Annotated in this window: 1 protein-coding gene; it reads left to right on the forward strand. The window is 41.4% G+C overall.

The genetic code is table 11. From position 1 onward, the window contains the following. The first annotated feature begins 102 nt into the window (after positions 1-102). A complete protein-coding gene (locus DFP77_RS19430) occupies positions 103-1050 on the forward strand; it encodes an IS30 family transposase (RefSeq protein WP_114413812.1) in 948 nt (315 codons plus the stop codon). Positions 1051-1084 lie beyond the last annotated feature (34 nt).

Genomic DNA, 1084 nt, shown 5'->3' on the forward strand with positions numbered 1-1084 from the left:
CCTAAATTCAGATAATAAGTGCGACACTGCAAATCAGGTGTAGAAGAAGCCAACTGCTGAAGTTGATACACTTCTTCTTACCACAGATAAAGCAGTACCAACATGAATTATCAGCAGTTGACCGAAGGCAAAAGATACCAGATTTCCGCTCTTTTAGGGCAAGAAATATCAGTGGCAAATATTGCACTCATCCTGAATTGTCATAGAGCTACGATTTACCGTGAGTTAAAGCGGAATAAAAAAGTAACAGAATATTGCCCTGACAAAGCCCAAAGAGCCTGTTTGATAAGGCGGAAGACAGCGGCAAAATATCGCATATCATCAAAGACAATTGATTTTATTCGTATTTTAATTGAAATCGACTGGAGTCCTGAGCAAGTCTCTAACGTACTCAAAAACTGCGGTGTTCCCGTCAGTCATCAATGGATTTACCAATATATCCATGATGACAAAAGAAACAAAGGGACACTTTACCGCCATTTGAGGCAAGGAAGAAAACGCTACCGGAAAGGCCAGAGAACAAAAGCTGAAGTGATCAAGAATAAGGTATCCATTGATGATCGGCCTGTGATTGTTGATACCAAAAAGCGCTTTGGAGACTGGGAGATAGACACTGTTTTAGGTAAGCACGGCTCAGGCTCAATTGTCACCTTGCTAGAAAGAAAGACACGTTTTTACCTTATAAAGAAAGTGGATTCGAAATCAGCCAAAGATGTGACTCAAGCAACCATAGAGCTATTGCTGCCTTTTAAAGATCATGTTCACACGATCACAGCAGATAATGGTCGAGAGTTCGCGTATCACGCTGAGATAGCCGAAGCATTAGAAACGACAGTGTATTTTGCTCATCCATACAGTTCTTGGGAACGTGGAGCAAACGAAAATAGCAACGGACTCCTAAGGCAATATGTGCCCAAAGGTACCGATTTAAGACGTGTTACAGAAGAGAGAATACACTTCGCAATGAGACGAATAAATAATCGTCCAAGGAAGTGTTTAGGGTTCAAGCAACCAGCCGTAGTGTTTAAAGAAATGTGCTTAGTTGCTTGAAGTGAAAGTGTCGCACTTCGGACTTGAATTCAGG

This window comes from Marinomonas foliarum, from assembly GCF_003337275.1.
Lineage (GTDB): Bacteria > Pseudomonadota > Gammaproteobacteria > Pseudomonadales > Marinomonadaceae > Marinomonas > Marinomonas foliarum.